The sequence below is a fragment of the Paenibacillus polysaccharolyticus genome (assembly GCF_023714295.1).
GTDB classification, from domain to species: domain Bacteria; phylum Bacillota; class Bacilli; order Paenibacillales; family Paenibacillaceae; genus Paenibacillus; species Paenibacillus polysaccharolyticus_A.
Genome location: NZ_JAMAUN010000002.1, coordinates 387,273 through 404,998, shown reverse-complemented (window position 1 = coordinate 404,998; position 17,726 = coordinate 387,273). Strand labels below are relative to the sequence as shown.

The following is a 17,726-nucleotide window of genomic DNA, read 5'->3' as shown; positions in this document are numbered from 1 at the left end:
CTTAAATTCCTCCTCTAGTTCAGCTATTATTTCAAGGTAATCCATTCATCGCGATGAATCACTTCAAGTCTATGGATGCTGTTCAGCTGTTTCATGACCTCGCCGCTTGGCAGTCCCGCGATCTGACGAAGCTGATCATCATCGTAATTGACGATGCCACGTCCGAGTAGCGACTCATCGGGGCCAAGTACTTCGACCACATCGCCCGCATGGAATGTGCCCAGAACTCGCTTTACGCCTACGGGAAGCAGACTGTGCCCACCGTAAACGAGCGCTTCCTCAGCACCATGATCAACAACAACTGTCCCAAGGGGAGTGGACATGAAGCCAAGCCACTGTTTTTTGCGAGAGAGTGAAGCCAGCTTGGTCTCAAAATAAGTTCCTTTTCCGATTCCATCCAAAGCGAGTTGCATGTCCCCAGGTTCTTTCACACTGCCTACAAAAACAGGAACACCTCCGCGTGTGGCGACTTTGGCCGCATCCACCTTGGAGCGCATACCCCCTGTGCCTACAGCTGATCCCGAACCGCCGGCATATGCATATATCTCGGCTGTGATTTCAGGTATACGGTCGTATCGCTTCGCGGTAGGATCTTTACGTGGATCAGCTGTGTACAACCCATTCGTATCTGTGACGATAATAAGCTGCTGTGCCTTGACCAGATTGGCAACTAGCGAAGATAACAGATCGTTATCACCGAATTTCAATTCGTCGACAGATACGGTATCATTTTCGTTAAAAATAGGAATGACCCCTTGCTTGAGCAGTTCCTCTACGGTCATACCCGCATTTCCCATGCGTTTACGGCTGTGGAAGTCGGTACGCGTCAGTAAGATTTGCGCTGTAGTAACGCGGTGCGCCGCAAAAGCCTGTTGATATGCCTGCATCAGCAAAGCCTGCCCAACCGCCGCAGCCGCTTGTTTCTCATGTAGTTGTTTGGGACGCTGAGGGTACCCGATCTCCCGGAATCCGGCAGCAACGGCACCAGAAGTGACGAGCAGAACTTCGTGGCCTTGAGCAACAAGCGAAGCCATTTCATCTGCGAAAAAGGTTATCGCCTGGCGATCCAATCCGCCTTCTTCAGTGGTTAATGAGCTGCTTCCGATTTTAACGACAATACGTGAAGTCATGATTTCACTTCCTTAAACATAATTAATCAGTGACTGCGAAGCAGTCAGCTTAGGTACAAAAAAAACTCCCGTCCTTTGGTTAAAAAAGGACGAAAGTTCGTTACTTCCGCGGTACCACCTTTATTGATGATCATGATTAGATCATCCGGCTCATGCCCTGTAACAGAAGGCACTGTCCTGTACACTACAGGCCGCTCAGGGGTAGGTTTCGGAGAGAAGCCACGGTAAATTCTTGCAGCCAGATGGAATTTACTCTCTATGCGCAGCTGATTCTCTCTTACTGGTCCCGTCATCACGTTTCGTTCACTATTTCTTATAACATACCATGGAAAGTTGGCATATGCAAAGAGATTGTAACCATGTATTCAGCTTTCACTTATTTGAAAAGATGAAGCCTGCCAATTCGCTCTGCTGCCTCACGCAGTCGTTGCTCATCACTCAGAAGACCTATGCGTACATAACCTTCCCCGTGGGAGCCAAAACCGATGCCAGGCGCGACAGCAACCTTCGCTTCTCGTAACAGAAGTTCAGCCAAAGCAGAGGAGGTATATCCTTCCGGCACAGGCAACCATCCAAAAAATGAACCTTCCGGCTTGGACGCTTGCCAACCGATCTCGGAAAGCGCCTCGTAAAATGCATCACGACGAGATTCATAACGTGCAACTAGCGAAGTGACACAGTCCTGCGGGCCTGTCAGAGCTTCCGCAGCTGCCGCTTGGATACCGCCGAACAGGCTGACATAGATATGATCCTGCAGCAGATTGATTTGGGAGATGATCTCCGCATTCCCCAGCGCAAATCCGACACGCCATCCCGCCATATTATACGTTTTGGAGAGAGTATAGAACTCAATGCCTACCTCTTTGGCTCCTGGAGCTTGCAAGAAGCTGACAGGACGACGGCCGTCATATCCAATCGCGCCATAAGCAAAATCACTAGCAACGACAATCTGATTCTGAATTGCAAATTCGACAGTATCCTCGTAAAAGGAAAGGGGAGCCGTGGCCGAGGTTGGGTTGTTGGGATAGTTCAGGAACATGAGCTTGGCCTTTTGCCGATCATCAGCGGAGATCGCTTCGTAATCGGGTAGAAATGCATTGGATTTCAATAAAGGCATGAAGCTCATGCGCGCCTGCGCGAGAGCAACGCCTGACCAATAATCAGGATACCCAGGATCGGGAACAAGACATACATCTCCTGGATTCAGTAAGACTTGAGGTAATTGAACCAGTCCGGTTTTGCCACCAAAAAGAATAGCGACCTCGGTCTCGGGATCCAGATCAACGTTGTAATCTTCTTTGTAACGTTTGGCAACGGCTTCCTTCAGGAAGGCATACCCGCGAAACGGAGAATATTTATGATAAAGCGGATTCTCAGCCGATTGCTGTAAAGATTGTATGATATGCGGTGGTGTAGGGGTGTCAGGATTACCTTGCCCCAGATTGATGACGTCATGACCGCTTGCAATTTCACGGTTCACATTTTGAACGAGCGTTGCGAAAAATTGTGTTGGTAGCTTTGACATCACATTCGCTGAAGGAATGGGAAAAGCAGAAGAAGATGGTTTATTTTCAGTATTAGTCATCGGTCATATCACTCCGGATGTTTATTAATAGCAAAACGTTCTCATTAATTTATCACGTCAATCCCGAGCTGTATAGAGGGAGATGGGAGTAAGGAAAAACATTGTTGTACAAAAAGGAAATGCAGATTTCTTGTTTATCCATTGAGATCGGAAAATCCGTGAGTTAAGATATTTTACGATAATGATAATCAATATCATTTAAAATTAAATTTTGAGAGCATATCTAACAGGGGGAGAAATAAAGATGCATAGCAAATTCCAAAACAAATTCAGAAGTACGGTCCTTTTAATGTCTGTCGCAGCGTTGTCTGTCCTTTTACTTGCATGTGGCAACGAGGCATCAACATTAGAATCAACTTCAGCAAATCAGGGTACTGAGTCGACTAATCCGGCAAATAAAAATACAGATACAAACCAACAGACTACGGCGGACGAGGATAACGTGGGACAGACAAGGCAGTTCAAGGATTGGACAGGTCATACCGTGACCGTGCCTGTTACTCCTCAACGTGTAATCTATCATGGAGAGGTTACCGGTGATCTGGTTGCTCTGGGCGTTATCCCGGTAGGCATACTTCGGCAGGAAGGCATGGTGTTTGACGAGCAGGTAGCGGATGCGGAAGACGTAGGATTTCCGTTTAGTGTAGAGAGGGCCGTTGGACTGAACCCGGATCTGATTATTTTTTCGAATAGTGATGAGGCACAGTATGATCAGATATCAAAGATCGCACCTACAGTAACCTTTGATTCTTTTGCAACTTTGGAGGAGCGCATGCGAACGCTAGGCGAACTGTTAAACAAAAAACAGGAGGCTGAGGACTGGATTACAGCGCATCAAACTGCAACAGAAGAAATGTGGAAACAGCTCCGTAAGAATGGTTTGAAAGAAGGAGAAACCGCATCGGTGTTTACGATGTATCCGGGGAATCGTCTTTTTGTGATGGCTGGAGCAGGGTTACCTCAGTTGTTATATGGGAAAGATGGTATGAAACCAACAGCTGAAATCCAGAAGTTATTGGATGAGGGAATGGGATTTGCGGAGATTTCTACGGAAAAAATGACAGAAATTGCAGGCGATCGGATATTTATCCTTGAACCAGTAACGGATGATGCCAAGCAATCCACCAAGGAATTGATGGATAACGCAGTCTGGAAAAAACTCCCAGCGGTTAAAGCTGGCAAGGTATATCATTTTGATATCGTCAAAGCTTCTGGTGATGCGATGTCTAGAGAATGGTTGTTGAAAGAGCTCCCCGAACAGATGATTCAATGAGAATTTTCAAGGGAATCTTACAATCTAAGCATCAGCAAATGAAATATTAAACTTTCAAGAACTGAATCGGAAAGTCAAATTAAATAAAATTCCCAAAAGCGATCAACTTTGGTTGAGCGCTTTTTTTATACTAAATCTCTCTGGGTGGCATTGCAAAATGATCTAGATATAGGATTAGTACTAGACTATAATGAGTCCATGAAGTTATGAGTGATAATAATTCTCAGTAATGATAGGAGTTAAATTAATATGAGAACGTTGGGTGTGAATCAAGATAAGTTATTTTTTTCGACATTCCTGTTTCGGCTGGAGTATCTGGAGCGACGAATAGAACCATCTAATCAAATCATGCTGGAAGTGCAGTGTAATAAACATACATTTTTAATCTGTGAAGAAGGAGAAGGGCACTTGTACATCGGCCAAGAGTATTGGCCTTTTACTGCGGGATGTATCTATCCGATTTCTCCGGGCGAGGCATACCAGCTGGAACACAGGAATTCAAACCATTTGACTTATACAGTTATGGCATATGATGCTTTTCAGGTTTTGTCCGGCCATCTCAAGTGGTATTCACCGCCTTTATTTCAGCAACGCGCTCAGTTCAACGATGCTACATATGAGTCTGTGAGCAGAGTGTTAGTCGAATTGTTTGCATCCCGGAATTATAAAAATGATGCGGAGTATTGCCGTCTGAACGTGCGGTTTCAGCAATGGATGGAAAGGGTCATAACCCGTTATACTTCAAAAGGCAATGATACCGATTTGGACTCCGGGTTGACCCGGACTATTCAGTATATTAATGAGTGTTACAGAGATGAAATCACAGTACATAAGCTTGCAAATATGGCTGGTGTTCGCCCTAAACGATACACGACAATGTTCAAGCAACGTATTGGTCAGAAACCGCTTGATTACATCAATCATGTTCGAATTCAGCATGCCAAAGATTGGTTACGCAAGACAGATGAGCCTTTACGTGATATCGCGAGCCGGGTCGGATTCAAAGATGAATATTATTTTAACAGACGTTTTCGCCAGATTACCGGACTATCTCCTCGCCAGTATGACAGATCTATTCAACAGCGGACCTTGGTTCAGGATTGGTTAGGACACGATGTACGTATTCCCGCTAATCCAGAGCGAGTGATCTATTATGGAGATACTGCAGGGGATTTGAGAGCACTAGGTGTCCATTTGATTGGGAACGAAGAGTACGATGCTATGAATGCGATTGATGTTGAAAAGACAGCGCGTTTGAAGCCGGATCTGATTATTATAGATAGTGAAGATGAACATCGGTATGAGCAATTAACGCGCATTGCGCCTACACTGGCTTACAATTCACATGCGCCTCTTCATGAACGTTTGACGAGAGTAGGGAACTGGTTTGGCAGGCAGAAACAAGCCAAGCGATGGCTGAGATCCTATGAAGAACGTACATTGCAGATGTGGGAGAGGATTAGCAGAATGATTCATCTGGGTGAAACAGCCTCAGTACTCACATACCATCGGGGAGCTCGCTTGTTTGTGATGGGAAATATCGGGCTTGCGCCGTTATTATATCACCCGTTTGGTTTCAGGCCTGTTCATAAAGTGCAGGAAGCTCTCGCAGCAGGCAGAGCATATAAAGAGATTTCGGCTGATACGCTTCAAGAATATGCTGGAGATCATTTGTTTCTCATGCTACCTCAGGAGCCAGATGCACGGCAGGCGACAGAGAGGCTGATGCAAAGTCCAGAGTGGAGAGCTCTTACGGCTGTAGAACAAGGACGTGTGTATCCTTTGGAGGAACTGGACTGGAATTCAGGTGATGCACAGATATGTGACCAATTGCTGGAGAGGTTGCCTGAACTGTTAGGTGGTCATTTGAGTTAATACGGTTGCGAATTTTCTAGGGATCAAGCTATGATATCAAGTAATACAGTTCGGAGGAGTGTTGGGTCATGACTGAACAAGGAGAAATGCGGGTTGTTTTGATTCAAGGGGATATTAAATTGGGAGATCCGGAAGCTAACCATCGACATATGCAGAAGCTGCTCGAACGTGCAGTCGAGCAATATCCGGATGTAAAGCTGGCCGTGCTGCCCGAAATGTGGAATACCGGATATGCTTTGCCGCAAATTCATGAACTGGCTGACCCGGAAGGAAAGACGTCAAGAGAATGGCTGTCCGCTTTTGCGAAAAAACATCGTATGTCGATCGTTGGCGGTTCTATTGCGGAGAAGCGCGACGGACAGATCTATAATACGATGTATGCATATAATCAAGAAGGTACAGAAGTATCACGTTATGATAAACTTCATTTGTTTCGTCTGATGGATGAAGAAAAATACTTGGAGCCGGGTGCACGGCCTGAAATGTTTGAACTTGGCAACGGTCTGACTGCCGGGGCATCGATCTGTTACGATATACGGTTTCCAGAATTAGCTCGAACCCTCGCTCTGAATGGCGCACGTGCATTAATTGTACCTGCTGAATGGCCTAATCCGCGCTTGCACCACTGGCGCACGTTATTGACCGCCCGGGCTATTGAGAACCAGATGTATGTTATTGCATGTAACCGCGTCGGCAAAGGGGAAGACACTGAGTTTTTTGGACACTCGATGATCGTCGATCCGTGGGGCGAGATCGTAGCTGAAGGCGGTGAAGGCGAAGAGATTGTATCTGGAGTCATCCGTCCTGGTTTGGTTGACGAAGTTCGCGGACGTATCCCGGTGTTTGAGGATCGCAGACCAAGCATTTATTTTAGCGGGAAATAGTTTTATCTAAAAAAATGATATATGCTGTTTATCGTTCCAGGAGGCGGGTAATAATAACTATCCCGTCACCAAGGAGGATGATCAATCAATGGACAACCATGTGAAAGATACGCTCAGGAGACTGGAACAAGGCAACAGAAGGGTAGATCACTTAAGAGCATTCTTAGAGAATGGGACAGGAGGCTTATCACCCCCTGAGAATTCGCAGGAAGATGGCCGTGCCCTGGATCAACAGAACAGGCTGACCAGTGATCGTAATCTGCGAAGGTAAAGTATAGCATTGAATGATGCTTGCGCAGAGCAGATGAAGGCTACAAATGAAGATGATGTGAGACATGCTGGATAAGCAATGATTATATAATGTATCTAATTCATACAAATTTTAGAGCAGTGTGACAGTAATAATGAAGGTTAATACGTGAATCATGAGTGATTTATTGCCATAATTCAATGAATTAACAAGCAACATTGTACTGTAACAAAAGATGCTGCATTTTATGGCGGTTAGTCGTTTAACTGACCTCTAAAAAAAGCTGTTCTGTAGACACTAGACTACAGAACAGCTTTTTTGGTATGACTTCGTGTATCTTCTCCATAGCTGTCGATTGCACAAGGTAAAACATAAATTCACGAACTAGTTGCGGCATCGGTTTAATCTGATTTGGAAAGCTCCGCAACGGTTTGTTGAAAAGTCTGTATAAAAGCTTCGGCTGCCTTGGATAGGACTCGCCCCTGACGATAAGCGACAACGAGTGTGCGACTCGGCGTTGGGTCGGCAAGAGGAACATATACAGGTACAAACTCACTGCGGGGCGCCCGCGCGATAAAACGGGGAACCAATGTGATCCCCATGCCCGTTGCCACAAGCGATTGCAGCGTTTCTATGTTGGTGCTTTCAAATACCACTTGCGGGTCAAACCCGGCCTGTTCGCAGAGATCAAACGTCAACTTGCGGAAGCCCTGTCCTTTTTTTAATACAACAAAGGGTTCGTCCCGAAGCTCGTCAATTCGAACGGGTTGAAGATGGCCCGGTGTTCCCCGATGAGCCAAGGGGTGGTTCGGTGGCACGGCCAGATCTATGCGTTCCTCGCCAATCGTAACATAAGACAAACTGGGCTCCTGCAAAGGTAGAGAGAGCAGGCTGAGGTCAGCTTTGCCGCTGGCTGTTAATTTTTCCAGTGTAATTCCGGAATCTTCTAAAAGAGTTACTTCGATGTCGGGATAAGCTTGTTGAAAGGCTGGAAGCACATGCGGCAGTAAATGTGAACCGGTAATCGGCATACTCCCTACAACAACCTTGCCTTTACGAAGCTGAGAGATATCCGACATTTCCTGTCGCAGCAGTTCCATGGCATCCACAATCTTTTGGGCCTGCTCAACAAAAGTAACCCCCGCGTGAGTCAGCTCAACGGTGCTTGTGTTCCGTTGAAAAAGCAATACGCCAAGTTCTTTCTCAAGTTTGGACAGCTGTTGACTGAGTGAAGGTTGGGCAATATGCAATTTTTCAGCGGCTCTTGAGAAGTTCCGTTCAGCAGCAATCTGCAGTGTATATTGAAGTTGTCTGAATTCCATAATGACATGTCATTCCTTTCATCGATGTCGTTATTATAACATTAAAACGCAAGGGTTCGTTATTCTAGTCAGGGAAGCATGGACCTGTCGAAAAGTGAAAATTAAAGCATTGACAGAATACAGACATGCACGTAGTATAAGTTATATGTGATAATGATAATTGTTATCAATTAAAACCTCTGTGTAATGCAGCGGTTTATTACTGTTTGTCTTATTATAGGTTATACCTATTACATCTATAGATATTATATCTTGGAACAATGAAGGACGGGGTGATATATTTAGGTCATTCAAGAGCTTCACTTTTAGACAAAGATGCACGAAGCTCTTCCAAGGACCGAACTTATGATGAGGTGAAAATGATGAGTAAAAAAACGATGTTTGAGAAAATTTGGGAAAATCACGTAATTCATCAGGAAGAAGGAAAACCAAGCATTCTGTATATCGACTTGCATCTGGTGCACGAAGTAACATCCCCGCAAGCATTTGAAGGTCTTCGCCTGAGCGGTCGTAAAGTTCGCCGACCAGAGTTGACATTTGCAACGATGGATCACAACGTGCCAACGAAGGATCGTTTCAACATTACAGATCCGATCTCCAAACAGCAAATTGACACACTTTCTCAGAATTGCCGCGATTTCGGCGTGAAATTATACGATCTGGATACGATTGATCAAGGGGTAGTACACGTTATGGGTCCTGAACTGGGTCTGACTCACCCAGGTAAAACGATCGTATGCGGTGATAGCCACACATCTACTCACGGAGCATTTGGTGCACTAGCATTTGGTATCGGAACAAGTGAAGTAGAACACGTTATGGCAACCCAATGTTTGCAACAAGCACAAGCAAAAACGATGGAAGTCCGTTTTGTCGGCAAACGAAACCCGGGTGTTACGGCTAAAGACATGATCCTTGCGGTCATTGCCAAGTACGGCACAGACTTTGCTACAGGTTATGTTATCGAGTATACAGGTGAATCCATCCGTGAACTGAGCATGGAAGAGCGTATGACTGTATGTAACATGTCCATTGAAGGTGGAGCAAGAGCGGGTATGATCGCACCGGATGAAACGACATTTGAATATCTGCGCGGACGTGAGTACGTACCTGCAGGTGCGAAGTTTGACGAAGCGGTTGCAGCATGGAAAGAACTTGTGACCGATGAAGGTGCCGAGTTTGACCGTGTGGTTGAAATCGATGTGGAATCATTGATTCCACAAGTGACCTGGGGTACAAGCCCAGGGATGGGAACAGACATTTCTTCGAAAGTTCCTGTACCAGCAGAACTGCCTACTGAAAATGAACGCAAAGCGGCTGAAAAAGCACTTGAATATATGGGTCTTACGCCAGGAACACCAATCTCCGAAATCCCGGTTGATTATGTATTTATCGGTTCCTGCACAAACGGACGGATTGAGGATCTGCGTGCAGCGGCCAAAGTTGCCAAAGGTCACACCGTTTCCAGCAATGTAACTGCAATTGTTGTACCAGGCTCTGGACGTGTTAAAATCCAGGCGGAACAAGAAGGATTGGACAAAATCTTCACTGAAGCTGGGTTTGAATGGCGTGATGCAGGATGCAGTATGTGCCTTGCGATGAATCCGGACGTCTTGCAGCCAGGACAGCGCTGTGCATCGACTTCCAACCGTAACTTTGAAGGACGTCAAGGTCGCGGCGGACGTACGCATCTGGTTTCACCAGCAATGGCAGCAGCGGCGGCAGTTAAAGGTCATTTTGTAGATGTACGTGACTGGAATTTCAAAACAGAAGCAGCAATCTAAGCGATAATCGCCAGAAGGGAGAACGGAATATATGGAAGCATTTAAAACACTGCAAGGCATCGTGGCACCGGTAGACCGGGTCAATGTAGATACAGACGCGATTATCCCAAAACAATTTTTGAAGCGGATTGAACGCACCGGATTTGGACAGTTTTTGTTCTATGAATGGCGTTTTGATGAAGAGGGAAACAACAATCCTTCCTTCGAAATGAACAAACCGCGTTATGAAGGGGCATCAATTCTGATTTCCCGTGCTAACTTCGGCTGTGGATCTTCCCGTGAGCATGCACCATGGGCAATTATGGACTATGGATTCCGCTGTGTCATTGCACCATCTTTTGCGGATATCTTCTATAACAACTGTTTCAAAAACGGTATTTTGCCAATCAAACTGTCCGAAGAACAGGTAGAAGACTTGTTCCAGCGTACAGCAAACCATGAAAATTATGAGATGAATGTGAATCTGGAGAACAAAACAATTACAGATGCACACGGATTGCATATCGATTTTGATTTGGATGAACACCGTCGTCAATTCCTTCTGCAAGGACTGGATGACATCGGTCTGACACTTCAACATGATGATGCGATTGCCGCTTATGAAGAGCGTCATGCAGCTAAACTTTTTGGCTAAAAGAGTGATTAAACACCAAGCCTCCATCTGGACAAGGAATGTTCGCGTTCCTTTGACCAGGTGGAGGCTTTTTGATTTGTTATTTTCCCACTAAATATGACAACGTTGTAACCGGATCGTTAGACAATATCTGATAGACTGGATAGTAGATTATGGAAGGGTACATAACGTAATACAGGTAGAGAATCAAGTCTCAAATCTATATAACTTAACAAGAATGGTGGATGACGAATGAAGAAATGGTCGGCAGCAGTCATTTTTTTTCTGTTCCTTTGTCTTTTCCCAGTGATGGCTCATGCAGACCGTGCGCCTTCGATCGTGCTTGATGGAGTAACCATTGATCAGAAAGTAGGAGCGCCTGCAGAGAATATTGGGAAAACGGTCATGGTTCCCATTCGGATTGTATCCGAAAACCTGGGTTATGACGTGAAATGGGAACAGGCAACGCAAACGGTGCACGTTCAGCGAGGCAATAGCTCTATCGAGATGACGGCTGGCAAAGATGCAGCTAGGATTAATGGAAATGTCGTCAATCTGGACGCACCTCCCTTGATTAAACAGGGGACAACACTAGTGCCTTTGCGTTTTGTAGGGGAGGGGATGGGACTACAGGTTGGTTGGGACAACGGGACTAAAACGGTCAGTCTGTTCAGTATCCCGCCTGTCGTGGACACGGAGCCTGACAGTGATCCGGTGGTGACTCCAGTCCCCGTTGGTCTGACGGAACTGCAAAGTATTAGTTATAGCGGAGACCGTTTGATCTTAGCAACGAATGGAAGCATCAGTCCCAAAGTATCCAGCATCAGCGGGCCTGAAAGAATTATTGTAGATCTGCCGAATACCACCTTTTCACAGACATTTGTGCAGGGACAGGCTTCGAATCCGGATGGAAGTGGGCAAATCGATGTATCGGATTCATCTCTTGTTTCAAAAGTCCGATTCGCCATGTTCAGCCAGTCGCCATCAACGGTGCGAGTGGTGTTGGATCTGTCTCAAAGTGCAACAGCAAACTGGTCACTTGGAGAGAAAAACGTGCTGCTCGTTGACCTATCAGCTGCGAGTGGAAGTTCGGGAAGTCAGCCAGCTTTACCAGAGAATAACGGTAAAACGGTGATCGTTATTGACCCTGGACATGGCGGACGTCAGTCTGGCGCGGTCAGTGTAACAGGTGCTTACGAAAAAGATTTTAATCTAGCTGTAGGACTTAAAGTCAAGGCGCTTCTGGAACAGCATGCCAACATTCAGACCGTGATTACCCGTCAGGATGATACGGAACTGTCCTTGCAACAACGTGTAGATATAGCCAAGCTGAACCAAGCCGATGTTTTTGTTTCCATTCATGGAAACAAATTTACAACGCCGGTTCCAAACGGGATTGAAACCTTGTACACACGAAAGGAGAGCAAGGGTTTAGCGGAGACTCTTCATAAGCACGTATTGCCTGTTACCGGACTTAAAGATCGTGGCGTGAAAGTGGCTAGTCTTCATGTGACCCGAGAAACGTCGATGCCGGCTGTACTCCTTGAATTAGGTTTTTTGAGCAATCCAACAGATGAAGCTCTGATGCTTACAGATTCATATCAGAATCAGTGTGCCCAAGCGATTGTCGACGGAATTTTAGATTATTTGAGATTGTAAAACAGCGATTTTCGTAAATATGCAGATTAGGGAAGTTCGTTGTTTCAAGATGCATATTTGATAAATTAGGAAAAAATCAGACATTAAAATGTAAAAAAAGCTTGATCTGTCAACGTTTTTTTTCTGTTATGTTGGAATATATTCGCAACTTTTGAGATTGGGAGGCGTCTAATAGGTGTCTGGTAATGCCCAAGTGTTCAGTAAAAGTTGCAAGCCTACAACATGCGGCAAAAAAATATGAGATTGGTAGGGGTGAAGGATGAAGAAGTTCGGTTTTTTGGTACTGTTATTTGTCTTTGGGCTCGTTTTCCCGGGCTATAGTCATGCAGCAGCAGACACGAAAATTATCCTAGACGGGAATGAGATCGTACAGCCTTCGGATGCGAAAGCGGAGAACATCAATGGTAAGGTGATGGTGCCGATTCGTACGGTTTCCGAAAGTTTGGGATATTCCGTCGATTGGAAACAGCAGTCGCAAACGGTGACGATTAGCAAAGACAACACTGCCATGCAGATGATTGTTGGACAGAAGACGGCAACAGTGAACGGCAGTAACGTAGACCTGGATGCCCCGCCCCTCGTAAAAAATGGTACGACTTTAGTACCACTCCGTTTTATCGGAGAGCAAATGGGTCTTAAGGTGGGTTGGAACAACACCACGAAGACGGTAACATTAGTTACCCAGAATGCAGGTTCCGGAAACGGGACAACCACTCCCCCGAACTCAGGTAACGCTGGTGGAGGAACAGATCAAGAAGGCGTTGTACAGGTAAACGGCATCAGCTTTAGTGACAATCGGTTCATGGTGGCTACAAGCGGAAGCACAAAGCCAAATATCTTTACGATGACCGGACCGGATCGAATTGTTATTGATTTGCCAAATACCGCATTCGCTGATTCTTTCAGTCAAGGTCAGGCATTGGATAGTAATCAAAATGGTCAGCTTGTTGTTAGCGGTTATCCGGACGTGTCTCAAATTCGTTATTCCTTATATAGCAACAGTCCTTCTACCATTAGATTTGTTATCGATCTAACGAGTGCCAAGGGATACAGTGTACAGAATGATTCGGGATTACTTATCGTTGATCTGAATAATCAAACAGGTACACCTGCTCCGCCCGTTGGAGGAAATGGCAAGAAGGTTGTTGTCATCGATGCAGGGCATGGAGATCAAGATCCCGGAGCAATCGGTGTTACAGGCAAAAGAGAAAAAGATTTCAATCTTGCCATGGCATTGAAAGTGGAGGCCCTTTTGAAAAAGGAGCCTAAGATTGATGTGGTATTAACACGCAGCAACGATACATTTCTCGCGCTGAAAGAACGTGTGAAGGTTGCACAGAAAATAAACGCAGATATCTTCATCTCTATTCATGCGAACAGCGGCCCTGTCGCGGCTACGGGTGTAGAAACCTTTTATTCGCGTTCGGTGAGCAAGGAATTGGCTAATATCATGCACAAGTATCTCGTGAAGTCTTCCGGTTTGAAAGACCGGGGCGTAAAAATGGCCAGCCTCCATGTAACCCGTGAAACAACAATGCCAGCGGTGCTGTTAGAGGGAGGATTCCTTAGCAACAAGAGTGATGAAGCTGTATTGTTTACGGAAAATTTCCAGAACAATGTAGCCAAAGGTATTGTTGCCGGGATCAAGGAGTATTTGGGAATTCAATAAGGGACAACCCTTATGCTGAGGAGGCGGAGTTAGAATGAACAAAAAAGTATGGATCGCAGCTTTGCTGGTAACGGTCATGGCCGTAGCTGCTGGATGTGGTAGTAAACCGACTGCTGCTCCAAACCAGACGCAAGGTGCGGGATCAGAGACACAAACAGGGAACGGCGTAACAGAGGTGGAAGGTCAGGTCATTACCGACCCCGCGACTGCTGGTTCCGAGGATAATACAACACCATCTAACTCAGCGAACGGAAGCTCGGAGGGAACAACGTCTTCTGGTGGGGCTTCTTCTGGTGAAGCATCTACGGACAAACCTTCAACATCCGATAGCAAAGAGACGAAGTCCATCGAAGTGTTTTATACCGATCCGGAGGAGCTGGAACTTCACAAAGCATCAGCGGACATTACGTTTGCATCGGAAGATGACAAATATAAAGAGGCGTTTGCTTCCTTGCAGCAAAGCAAAGATGAAAAACTCGTTCCACTCTGGTCCAAAGATATCGAGCTGAAATCAGTTCAATTCAAGGATGGAGCACTCACATTGGATATACACATGCCAGATACCGCACGTCTTGGTGCTGGTGGTGAATCGTTTGCCATCGATGCGTTGAAACAAACGTTCTTCCAGTTCGATGAAGTAAAATCACTCGATCTGCTGGTTGATGGTAAATCAACTGAAAGTTTGATGGGACATGTGGATTTGGAACATCCAATGACAAGATCCAACTAAGCTGTGTTTCAATTGTGTTACCGTGGACTCACGGAATGAGGTCGTTTTTATATGAGAGAGGGGAATCATAGGTGACTTTTAAATATAATCATCCATCACACTCTAAAAAAGTAGTATCAGCCGTGCTTGCAGGCATGATGGCTCTTAGCGCGGGTGGAGCTGCTATGGCAGCAGACACAACAGGAACGGGACAGGGCCAAAATGCGGCAGTACAGAGCACGGCTGCACCAACAGGTTTGTTTAGTGATATCAAAGCTGGATACTGGGCTGAGAAACATGTATACAAGCTGGCGTATCAAGGCATTCTTCTCGGCAATAACGGCCTATTCCGTCCAGGGGACGCGGTAACGCAACAAGAAGCGATAACGATGGCCATCCGTTTTATGGATATGGAATCGCAGTTGAATACGAGCACGGCTGCGGCATTACCGACAAATATGGAAGTAGGAAACTACTTTAAGCCATATGTTGCGCTTGCACTTCAATTGGGACTCGTAGATAAAACGGAAGAAGCAACAGCTGATGTGTCCAAAACAACATGGGGGCAAAAGCCGGCAACTCGTGAATGGATTACCAAACTGTTAATCCGCTCGTTGAAAAAAGATGCTGAAGCGAAGGCACAGAGTAATCAATCCACAGGTTTTGCTGACAACGCTAATATTTCGGACGGTGCGAAAGGGTACGTAAACCTGGCTGTTAGTTTGGATCTGGCCAAAGGTTTGGAAAACAACAAGTTCAATCCGACAGGCTCCGTAACTCGTGCGCAACTTGCAACGTTTTTTAGCCGTGGTGAATCGTTGACGGATACGAAGTATCCGAATACTTCTACGGGTTACGTTACCGGATTGAAAGACGGGCAGATCACGCTGGTTGTTGACGGCAAAGCGGTTAACTATGCAGTGAACAGCAGTACCCCTTACTTTACCAAAGATAGTGAAACCCGTGCATCAGCATCGGATGTGAAACTATATACGAAAGTTCTTATTGTTGGTTCGGCAGGTGCAGCTTCCTATGTGGAGGTTGTTGATGCTAAACCACAAGTGGAGAGCATTGAAGGAACATTTGCACGTGCATTGTCTGGAAACAAAATCGGCCTTTTCGTAGGCGAAAACTATGAAACATATACTTACGATGAAAACACCGCATTCATGGATCAAAACGGAAAAGCGATTAAACTGTCTGATATTACAGTAGACAGCATCATTGAAGTACAGCGCGAGACGTTCTCGGCTGACAAAAAAACAGTGGTGATCCGGGTTAAATCCGGTATCGTTAACAAGAGCGATAGCGGTGTAGTTGCGGAAGTCGTTACTTCTGGAAAAACGATCAAGCTCGTGAATACAGCGGGGGCAACAGAGCAGTATACGTATACAGATAATCTAATCATTCGTTATCAAAACCGCATTTTGTCTCTGGCTGATTTGAAGACAGGCAGCACTGTGAAATACACTGTCAAAGACAGTGTTCTGCAGACGATTGAGCTGGCTCAGGGCGTTGAACAATCCGTTCGTGGAACACTGGTTGAGATCGGCGGCAACCAATCCACATTGACGTTTAAACGTGATGGAGGTTCACTTGAAGCGAAATTGCTGAGCGATAAGCCGGAAGTGATCATTAATGGCATTCAAGATGCAACGCTGAATGACCTGATCACAGATGCGAACAATGGTGATAAAGTTGAATTAACATTAAATAGTGATGACCAGGTAACTCGCATTCAGGTGATTGGCCGGCAGATGGAGCCTCTGAACGGGGCTACAGTTGTATCCTATAACAGTAAAACCAAAGTGCTTACTGTGCTTGATGCAAATAAAAAGCCTTATGTATTTACACTGGATGAAAAAACGAAAATGGATTATAACACAGCCAAACCGACCTTGGCAGGACTGGAGTCCTTGCTGAATGACGGGCGCAAGTTGGATCTGACTTATGTGGGAACCCGTGCGTTGTCTGTGAAGGTGATTTACAAATACGAAGGTACGGTTAGCGGTATTGATACAACAAACCGCAAAATCAGCTTGTTATCTGGCAACCAGACGATTACTGTTCCTTACACGACGGCACCAGCGGTTGAAATGTATAACAAATCAACGGCTAGTCTCTCTGATTTGAAGGTAGGGGACAATGTTACGGTTACCCTTGGAGCAAATCAGGATGTAGCGCAGAAAGTTGCTTTGAAAACAGTCGCTCAATTCGAAGTGGTCTCCATGGAATCGAACGGTCGTGTTCGGGTAAAATCAGATCTGTTGACAAGTCAGTTCTATGTGGATCAAGCGGTATTGACTGGCGAAAGTGGTCAATCCATTACGGCTTCCCAGTTGACTACGGGCAATTTGATTAACGTAACGTTTGAAGGAGCTACACCGAAGGCAGTTCAAGTTGTTAAACGTACGCTCGCAGAAGTCACTGCAGTGGATGCAACTTCGGTCACACTGAAACAGTATAGTGGCACGACAGATAAAGTATCTGTTAGTGGTCCTGTTAAGGTTGTAAAATCCGGTTCGACATTAACATCCCTGAGCAACCTTACGGTTGGTGATCGTGTGGAGATGACTAAAGATACAGATAATTCCACGCGTTTCAGAGTGCTTACTGTCATGAGTAAACAGTTCTGGTCTTATGATGGCGTGGGTAACCAAATTTTGGTTAAACGCGAAACGACATCTGACATGAACTACCGTTTTGCACTGGGTTCTAACGTATTTGTTCACCAGGGCGACAACACTTTAAGCGTGCAATCTCTCAGAGATAATGATAATATTGTATTGTATCTTCTGAACAATGTCGTGATGGAGATTCAAAAACAGTAATCGTTTCTTTTCGAGGATCAAAAGAATGACCGTCTTGATACGGGATCTTTCCCGCATCAAGACGTTTTTTTTGCAAGCTTTTTCGATCCCCGCCAAGCTACTTGGCTGAAGCTTGAAGTAAGGCTCTACAGTGTAGAGCGGA

The 17,726-nt window shown here is 45.6% G+C and carries 13 protein-coding genes and 1 other annotated feature; of the genes, 10 read left to right on the top strand and 3 right to left on the bottom strand.

All coding sequences use genetic code 11. The annotated features are described in order from the left end of the window. Positions 1–26 precede the first annotated feature (26 nt). Together proB and M3629_RS10510 are read right to left on the bottom strand one after the other, a co-directional pair. Complete coding sequence (gene proB / locus M3629_RS10515) at positions 27–1,130, bottom strand: glutamate 5-kinase (protein ID WP_251505602.1); 1,104 nt, start codon at positions 1,128–1,130, stop codon at positions 27–29. Positions 1,131–1,212: 82 nt separating this feature from the next. Then, positions 1,213–1,432: a binding site (T-box leader), on the bottom strand. 74 nt (positions 1,433–1,506) lie between these two features. Then, the gene (locus tag M3629_RS10510) at positions 1,507–2,715 is read right to left on the bottom strand and encodes a pyridoxal phosphate-dependent aminotransferase (protein ID WP_251505599.1); all 1,209 of its coding nucleotides are present in this window, start codon (positions 2,713–2,715) and stop codon (positions 1,507–1,509) included. Between the two features lie 244 nt (positions 2,716–2,959). Here M3629_RS10510 and M3629_RS10505 point away from each other — a divergent pair, with 244 nt between their 5' ends. The 4 genes from M3629_RS10505 (at position 2,960) to M3629_RS10490 (ending at position 7,018) form a co-directional block, all read left to right on the top strand. Next, the gene (locus M3629_RS10505; protein WP_251505597.1) at positions 2,960–3,988 is read left to right on the top strand and encodes an ABC transporter substrate-binding protein; all 1,029 of its coding nucleotides are present in this window, start codon (positions 2,960–2,962) and stop codon (positions 3,986–3,988) included. 249 nt (positions 3,989–4,237) lie between these two features. Beyond that, a complete protein-coding gene (locus tag M3629_RS10500; RefSeq protein ID WP_251505593.1) occupies positions 4,238–5,863 on the top strand; it encodes an ABC transporter substrate-binding protein in 1,626 nt (541 codons plus the stop codon). A gap of 68 nt (positions 5,864–5,931) precedes the next feature. Next, entirely contained in the window at positions 5,932–6,747 is an 816-nt protein-coding gene (locus tag M3629_RS10495; protein WP_251505590.1) for a carbon-nitrogen family hydrolase, read from the top strand. An 88-nt stretch (positions 6,748–6,835) separates the two neighbouring features. After that, complete coding sequence (locus tag M3629_RS10490; protein WP_251505588.1) at positions 6,836–7,018, top strand: hypothetical protein; 183 nt, start codon at positions 6,836–6,838, stop codon at positions 7,016–7,018. A gap of 380 nt (positions 7,019–7,398) precedes the next feature. Here the strand turns inward: M3629_RS10490 and M3629_RS10485 are convergent, their stop codons facing one another. Beyond that, positions 7,399–8,319, bottom strand: coding sequence for a LysR family transcriptional regulator (locus M3629_RS10485; RefSeq protein WP_251505585.1), 921 nt, complete (start codon positions 8,317–8,319; stop codon positions 7,399–7,401). Between the two features lie 362 nt (positions 8,320–8,681). On the opposite strand from M3629_RS10485, the gene leuC reads away from it, so the two are divergent. From leuC to M3629_RS10455, 6 genes are all read left to right on the top strand, one after another. Next, a complete protein-coding gene (leuC, locus tag M3629_RS10480; protein WP_251505832.1) occupies positions 8,682–10,103 on the top strand; it encodes a 3-isopropylmalate dehydratase large subunit in 1,422 nt (473 codons plus the stop codon). Between the two features lie 31 nt (positions 10,104–10,134). After that, positions 10,135–10,737, top strand: coding sequence for a 3-isopropylmalate dehydratase small subunit (gene leuD, locus M3629_RS10475; protein ID WP_123066072.1), 603 nt, complete (start codon positions 10,135–10,137; stop codon positions 10,735–10,737). Between the two features lie 231 nt (positions 10,738–10,968). After that, entirely contained in the window at positions 10,969–12,375 is a 1,407-nt protein-coding gene (locus tag M3629_RS10470; RefSeq protein WP_251505583.1) for an N-acetylmuramoyl-L-alanine amidase family protein, read from the top strand. 259 nt (positions 12,376–12,634) lie between these two features. Further along, positions 12,635–14,044, top strand: a complete 1,410-nt coding sequence (locus M3629_RS10465; protein ID WP_251505582.1) for an N-acetylmuramoyl-L-alanine amidase family protein — start codon at positions 12,635–12,637, stop codon at positions 14,042–14,044. Positions 14,045–14,078: 34 nt separating this feature from the next. Then, on the top strand, positions 14,079–14,774 hold the full coding sequence (locus M3629_RS10460) for a GerMN domain-containing protein (protein ID WP_251505579.1): 696 nt from the start codon (positions 14,079–14,081) through the stop codon (positions 14,772–14,774). A gap of 71 nt (positions 14,775–14,845) precedes the next feature. Then, positions 14,846–17,584 (top strand): S-layer homology domain-containing protein, encoded by a 2,739-nt coding sequence (locus tag M3629_RS10455; protein WP_251505576.1) that lies wholly within the window; start codon positions 14,846–14,848, stop codon positions 17,582–17,584. The last annotated feature ends 142 nt before the right edge of the window (positions 17,585–17,726 follow it).